Annotated in this window: 6 protein-coding genes and 1 pseudogene; 6 read left to right on the forward strand and 1 reads right to left on the reverse strand. The window is 69.1% G+C overall.

Features of this window, described 5'->3' with window-relative positions; all coding sequences use genetic code 11:
• A pseudogene (locus tag QZ753_RS11365) lies at nucleotides 1-350 on the forward strand (hypothetical protein); the annotation flags it as partial.
• 18 nt (nucleotides 351-368) lie between these two features.
• Here QZ753_RS11365 and QZ753_RS11370 read toward each other — a convergent pair.
• Entirely contained in the window at nucleotides 369-1,964 is a 1,596-nt protein-coding gene (locus QZ753_RS11370; protein WP_294643806.1) for a GMC family oxidoreductase, read from the reverse strand.
• 167 nt (nucleotides 1,965-2,131) lie between these two features.
• On the opposite strand from QZ753_RS11370, the gene QZ753_RS11375 reads away from it, so the two are divergent.
• The 5 genes from QZ753_RS11375 to QZ753_RS11395 all read left to right on the forward strand — a co-directional run.
• On the forward strand, nucleotides 2,132-2,602 hold the full coding sequence (locus tag QZ753_RS11375; protein WP_294643807.1) for a DoxX family membrane protein: 471 nt from the start codon (nucleotides 2,132-2,134) through the stop codon (nucleotides 2,600-2,602).
• Complete coding sequence (locus QZ753_RS11380) at nucleotides 2,599-3,045, forward strand: cupin domain-containing protein (RefSeq protein WP_294643808.1); 447 nt, start codon at nucleotides 2,599-2,601, stop codon at nucleotides 3,043-3,045. Before QZ753_RS11375 ends, QZ753_RS11380 begins: the two co-directional genes overlap by 4 nt.
• Nucleotides 3,046-3,055: 10 nt before the next feature.
• A complete protein-coding gene (locus QZ753_RS11385) occupies nucleotides 3,056-3,967 on the forward strand; it encodes an SMP-30/gluconolactonase/LRE family protein (protein ID WP_294643811.1) in 912 nt (303 codons plus the stop codon).
• A complete protein-coding gene (locus QZ753_RS11390) occupies nucleotides 3,964-4,752 on the forward strand; it encodes a VOC family protein (RefSeq protein ID WP_294643813.1) in 789 nt (262 codons plus the stop codon). Before QZ753_RS11385 ends, QZ753_RS11390 begins: the two co-directional genes overlap by 4 nt.
• A 79-nt stretch (nucleotides 4,753-4,831) precedes the next feature.
• Nucleotides 4,832-5,165 (forward strand): alpha/beta fold hydrolase (locus QZ753_RS11395; protein WP_294643814.1); only part of this gene is annotated, 334 nt, incomplete at its 3' end.

Consider the following 5,165-nt stretch of genomic DNA (forward strand, 5'->3'; position numbering starts at 1 on the left):
ACGACATCCTCACCATCCTGCCGCGCGAGCGCCTGAAGTGGTTGAAGGACGGCCGGCTGCAGAGCGCGGGCACGCGCACCGTGAAGCTGCGCGGCCGCGCCAAGGCCGTGACCTTCCACGTCTTCGATCCCCGCCAGATCGAGGATGTGCTCGACCGGGATCTACCCGCGCTCTGGCGGATCGAGGACGCGGAGGCTTTGAAGGAGAAACGCTCGCGCGCCGCCGGCAAGGCGGCGCTGGCGCGCGGCGGCAAGGCCGAGCCGAAGGCGGCGAAGGCGCCGCGCGGCCGCGATCCGAAGCCGCGCCTTCGCGAATGGGACGCGTTCGACGCCGAAGGCTTCCTGCGTTGAGGACGGGCTTCCGATCGCTCAGCCCACGGGCGCGCCGAGGCGCCCGGCGATCGTGTCGGCGATGCGCAGCGCGTTGGCGATGATCGTCAGCGTCGGGTTCACCGCGCCGATCGAGGGAAAGAAGCTCGCGTCCGTGACGTAGAGATTGTCGATCCCGTGCGCGCGGCAGTCGAGATCGAGGACGCTCGATGCCCGATCCTCGCCGAAGCGCAGTGTGCCCGCCTGATGCGCCGTGCCGCCGATCGGCGTGTCCTTGCCGAGATATAGCGAGCGATCGACGAGGTGTGGATGGATTTCGGCCTTGTCGCAGATCCGGCGCAGCATCTCGCGCAGCGCCCGGTGCCCGTCCATGTTGGTCTCGGTGAGATCGAGATGCACCTGCCCGTTGCGGTAGAAGATGCGGTTTTCCGGTCGCGGGAGATCCTCGGAGGTCAGCCAGAAGTCGATCGAATGCCGGGCGATCCAGTCGAACGGCTTCTCGGGCAGCCAGTGCAGGAAGCCGGGCAGCCCTTCCGCCTCGATCTGCATCCCGTCCGACTTGCCCACCATCTGGATGTGGCCGAGCGGGAACTCGTGCGGGTTCATCGGCGACTTGGCATGGGCGTGGTAGAAGTCGTTGAGGCCGAGCGTCTTCTGGAACTCGGTTGGGTTGGGCACCTTCGAGATCGCCAGCACCGTCGCATTGTTGTGGCGCATGTAGTTGCGCCCGACCTGCCCTGAGCCGTTGGCGAGCCCGTCCGGGTGGCGATCGTTGGCGGAGCGCAGGAACAGGAGCGCCGACGACAGGGCGCCGCAGGCGACCACCACGATGTCGCCGCGGATCGTGTGGGTGCGACCCTCGACGATCGTCTCGACGCCCGTGACCGTGCCGCCGCCGGCGTCGGTCAGGAGGCGTTCCACATAGGCGTTCTTCAGGAGCGTCAGGTTCGGATGGGCCTCCAGCGCGGGGTCGACGCAGATCACCTGCGCGTCCGCCTTGCCGTTGGTGAGGCTCGGATAGCCGTCGAACGGGTCGCAGCGCAGGAGCGGCGAGCGGGGCGTCGCCGCCCCGGTCTCGTCCTGGTCGAGAAGCGCGCCCATCGGCAGGTGGAAGGGGTTGAGACCCTCGCGTGTCCACGCCTCCGACAGCGCCTCGATGCGCGGCTCGTGGCGGATCGCAGGGTGCTTGTAGGGCTTGTGCGTAGGGGGCTCGGTCGGGTCCTCGCCGCGCTGCCCGCGCACCTCGAAGAGCTCCTCGGCGGCTTGGTAGTAGGGCTCGAACGTGTCGTACTTCACCGGCCATTCCGGCGCCGTGCCGTCGGGATGGCGCACGGCGTCGAAATCCTCGAGGCGCAGGCGCAGGAGGACGCCGCCGTAGACCTTGGAGTTGCCGCCGACGAAATAGTGCAGGCCCGGCCGGAACGTGTCGCCGGACGACGAGGTCCAGGTCTCGTCGGCCTGGTAGCGTCCCCTGGCGAAGACCTCGCGCGTGTCCCAGTTCTCGCGCTCGCGCTTCAGGTAGTCGCCGCGCTCGATCAGGAGAATGCGCTTGCCGGTCTGCGCGAGCTTCCAGGCCATCGTCCCGCCGCCCGGCCCCGAGCCCACGATCACGACGTCGTAGCGGTCCTCGATCATGCTGCGCCTCCGAAAGCCTCGTGATGTCGCGGCTAAAGACGGGTCTCGCGGCCGATCGTTCCCCTCGTTTCGCGCCTGGCCGCATGAATTCGCGGCAAGGCGCGGGAACGCTTGGCCCGGCTTCGCGCTTGCCCTCCCCACAGATGCTGCCCGGGCCAACCGCCGCCATGACGTTCGAGATCCTCGTCGCCTTCCTGACGCGCCTGTCGCTGGTGCTCCTGTTCCTGCCGTTCAGCGCGCTCGACAAGGTGCTGAACTTCGAGGCGGCGACCGGGCAGGCGGGCGAGGCGACGAGCAACCGCTCGCTGGCGAAGGCCCTCATCCTTGTCGGCTTCGCGGTCGAGGTCGTCATGTCGCTCGGTGTCCTCACCGGCGTCGCCGACCGCTTGGCGGCCTTCGTGCTCGCCGGCTACTGCGCCGTCACCGCGATCCTCTTCAAGCGGTTCTGGCGTGCGCCCGACTTTCGCCTGCGCGGCCCCTCGAAGGGTCGCGAGACGATGTGGGACTTCCTCAAGAACTTCGCGGTCGCCGGCGGCTTCCTTCTCGTCGCGTTCGGCACCACGGCCGGCGATGTCGGGGCCTTCTTCGCCGATCCCCTGTCCTCCACCCATCCCTACTCCACCGGAGCCGAGCCTTGAGCCAGGAAAAGCCGACCGTCCCCTACTGGCACCTCTACACTGACGAGGACGGCATCAGCCGCCAGCGGCAATGCCGGATGACCGAGTTCGAACTGAAAAGCATGCAGCCGCCGGCCGCTCCGCAATGGCAGGGCACGAAGCACCACGACGGGATGACGGTGATGGTCACCGTGCAGCCCGCCGGCTGGGAGGGGGCGTGGCACGAGAACCCGGCGCCGCAGTGGATCATCCCTCTGTCCGGCCGCTGGTATGTCGAATCGATGGACGGGACGCGCGTCGAGATGGGGCCGGGCGAGATCTCGTTCGGCGAGGACCAGGGCACGCGCGAGCGCGACGGCCGTAAGGGCCATATGTCCGGCACGGTCGGCGGCGAGCCCGCCGTCCTCATGGTGGTGCAGTTCGACACCAAGCGCGACGAGACGAGCCCATGTCGCTTCCGGTGAGGGCTGCGGCATGAGCGAGATCGGGTTCGAAAGCTGCGATCCGCGGTTCGATCGCTACGTCCTCGGCAACGCGCCGATCGAACTTCTGGCGACGGGCCTGCGCTGGATCGAGGGCCTTGTCTGGATGGGCGACTGGAACTGTCTCCTGTTTCAGGACCTGCCGCGCGACCGCACGATGATGTGGAGCGAGACAGCGGGCCTTGCGGTCTGGCGCTTTCCGAGCGGGCAGGCTAACGGGCAGGCGCGCGACCGCAGCGGCCGCGTCGTGTTCTGCTCCAACCGCGAGCGTGCGGTCTGCCGCGTCGAACACGACGGCAGCATTTCGGTGCTCGCCGACCGGTTCGAAGGCCGGCGCCTCAACTCGCCGAACGACGTCGTCGTCAAGAGCGACGGCTCGATCTGGTTCACCGATCCCGTCTACGGCATCTCCAACGACTACGAGGGAGAGCGTCAGGCGTCGGAAATCCGGCCGGGCGTCTACCGCCTCGACCCGGACGGCGCGCTCGACCTCGTGTCGGACGCCTTCGACGGGCCGAACGGCATCGCCTTCTCGCCGGACGAGCGGCGTCTCTACGTCGCCGAGACGGGCGACCAGACGAAGCCCGATCCGACGCAGGTGCTGCGCGTCTTCGACGTCGGCGGGGAGGGGCGGACCCTTCAGGGCATGCGCGACTTCGCCAAGGTCTCGCCGGGCTACACCGACGGCATGGCGATCGACGAGGACGGCAACGTCTGGTCGAGCGCCGGCAACGGGGTGCACTGCCTGTCACCGGACGGCACGCTCCTCGGGCGCATCCGCCTGCCGGCGACCGTGTCGAACCTCTGCTTCGGCGGCTCGCCGCATTTCAATCGCCTGTTCATCGGCGTCAGCCACTCGCTCTACGCGGTGTTCCTCAACCGGCGCGGGGCGCGCTGGCCGTGACGGGCGCGGCGATCCTCGGCGTTCGCCTCGCCTGCCGCGACGTCGCGGCGGTCCGGGCATTCTGGGTGACGGCGTTCGGAGCGGTCGCGAACGGTGAGGGGCTGCGTCTCGGTCCGCAGCGGCTGGACCTCGTGCCGGCGACAGAGGCCGGCGGCGCGCCGCCGCTCTCGAACGAGACCGGTTTCCAGCACTGTGCGATCGTGGTCGCGGACATGGACGCGGCGATGGCCCGCCTTGCCGCCACGACGGGCTGGTCGCCGATCTCCGAAAGCGGCCCCGAGCGCCTGCCAGAGGCCTCGGGCGGTGTGACGGCCTTCAAGTTCCGCGATCCCGAGGGGCACCCGCTGGAGTTTCTCCAGTTCCCGGCGACCCGCGTGCCGGATGCTTGGGGCCGTGCGCGCGCAGGCCCCTGCCTCGGGATCGACCACAGTGCGATCGGCGTCGCGGAGGCCGAGCGGTCGATCGCCTTCTACCGGCAGCTCGGGTTTCGTCTTGCCTCGCGACAGATCAATCGCGGTCCCGAGCAGGGGCGCCTCGACGGTCTGGGCGACGGCACCGTGGTGGAGGTCGTCACGCTCGCATGCGAGGGCGGATCGCGGCCCCATCTCGAACTCCTCTGCTACCAGCGGCCTGTCCCCGTGGCCCGTCCCGCACGCGACGGCTCACCCTACGCCACGGTCCTCGTCTGCGAGGCGGCCGGGCACGAGGCCGGTCCCGTCGCCGACCCGGACGGGCACCGTTTCTGGTGCGGCGGCGGCGGATCTCAGTCGGCAAAGCCCAACTGAACCTCTCGCCGCGGATGGCGGCGGGAACATGCGGGGGGCTCAAGGGTTTGTCAGCCAACTCAGGACAAGGAAAACCCGCATGGCCTATATCGAATCGAAGGACGGCACCCAGATCCACGTCAAGGACATGGGGCAGGGCCGTCCGGTGGTGCTGATCCACGGCTGGCCGCTCACCGGCGACATGTTCGAGTATCAGACCGTGGCCCTCCTCGAGGCGGGTTTCCGGGTCATCACCTACGACCGCCGCGGCTTCGGCCAGTCCGGCCATCCGGCCACCGGCTACGATTACGACACGTTCGCCGACGACCTCGCGTCCGTCCTGGAAGGGCTCGACCTCAACGGCGTGTCGCTCGTCGGCTTCTCGATGGGCGGCGGCGAGATCGCGCGCTACCTGACCCGCCACGGCGCCTCGC

It is taken from the genome of uncultured Aureimonas sp. (assembly GCF_913775355.1).
Classification (GTDB): domain Bacteria; phylum Pseudomonadota; class Alphaproteobacteria; order Rhizobiales; family Rhizobiaceae; genus Aureimonas.